This window comes from Streptomyces graminilatus, from assembly GCF_001418565.1.
GTDB classification, from domain to species: domain Bacteria; phylum Actinomycetota; class Actinomycetes; order Streptomycetales; family Streptomycetaceae; genus Streptomyces; species Streptomyces graminilatus.
Window position 1 is genome coordinate 1 of the sequence record NZ_LIQQ01000775.1, and the last position, 1484, is coordinate 1484.

General features: G+C 77.6%; 1 pseudogene. It reads right to left on the reverse strand.

Annotation, left to right across the window (positions count from 1 at the left end):
- Positions 1-1484, reverse strand: a pseudogene (locus AOK08_RS41415) (hypothetical protein); the annotation flags it as partial.

Below are 1484 nucleotides of genomic sequence, written 5' to 3' on the forward strand. Positions count from 1 at the left end.
TACGACAGCCCGTACGACGGCCCGTAGGAGGTCTCGTACGAGCCGTCGTACGGGCTGTCGTACGAGCTGTCGTACGGCCCGTCGTGCCCGTCGCCGTCGCCGTCGTCGCGGGGGCGGAAGGTGTCCACCACTCCGGGGCGCAGCGGGGTGAGGCGGAGCAGGCCCGCGTACCGTCCCGACGATGTCCACTCCACCTCCTCCGGCCCGGCCGAGCCGTTCGTCCGCCAGGCCTTCTCGACCTCGTCGCGTACGGCCAGCGGCGCGAACCTGATCCACACCGCGGCTGCCGGGTCGCGGCTGAGCAATGTGCCCTGTTCGGGCGAGGACAGTTGGACGACCGCCTGCCGGTCGGTCTCCGCGCCGACCAGTCCGGCGACCCCCTGCGGGTCGGTGCCCAGCAGGTTCGCCGAGGTGGCGCGGGTGCGGCGGGCGGCGAACGGCGGTGCGGACAGTACGCCGTTGTGGCGCAGATGCCTGCGGGCCGTCGACAGGAGCTCGGCGACCCGGCCCTCGATACGGGTCGCGGCGAACGTGCCCGCCTGGCCGCGTTCGACGGAGTTCCAGTAGGACCCCATCGCCTCCAGGGCGGCGTCGGTGAGGTCGGCGGCGAGCGTGGCGACCAGCTCCGGGCCGCCCTCGCCGGTCTCCCGGTCCAGCCAGCGCGGAGTCCCGGCGGCGGTGCCGTTCGCCCCCGGGTGCCGTGTCGGGGCGGAGGGGGCGGCGGGGGGTTCGCCGGGGTCGGCGACCGTGTCGGCGGGGTCGTCCGGCCAGGCGTACGCGCTCATCCAGTCGTCGTCGCCCTTGTCCTCGTCCTCCGCGCCGTCGCCGGTCCCGGAGAACGCGTCCGGGGTGCTCGACAGCCAGCCCTCCGCGTCGAACCCCTCGCCGCCGAACGTGTCGTCCGCGTCGTCGTGTGTGTCGTACGCGCCGTTTCCGCCCCGCCCCGACGTCCGCTCGGGGTCGGGCAGCGCCTCGGCCTCCGCCGCCGCTGCCGTGGCCCGCAGGACACCGGCGACGGAACGGGCCGCGTCCGCGCAGTTCAGGCGCTCCTCGACGGCCCAGTGCTCCCGGACGCCCTCGGCGAGCAGGGCGTCGAGTCCGTGCAGGGCCCGGCGGAGTGCGCCGGTGGCGTGGCCCGGGGCCCAGGCCTCGGCCGCCGTACGCCAGAGACGGCGGGCCGTGTCCGCCGCCGCGCACAGGCCCAGCAGCAGACCGGACGTGCCCAGCCAGGGCGGCGGTCCGGCCGCGTACGCCACCAGCGCGCCGGTCAGGGCGCCGCCCCAGGCCGCGATCTGCGGGCCCACCGCCCACCGGCCGGGGCGCCCCGCGCCGCGCAGCCGGGACGCGCCGAGCAGGGCCACGGTGGCGAGGACCAGCGGGACGACGAGGGCCAGCGCGAGCAGCGGGCCCTGCCACAGCGCCCCGAGCAGCCCCGCCGCCGCGGCCACCGGCACGGCCGACGCCGGACCGCGCACCGCGCCCGG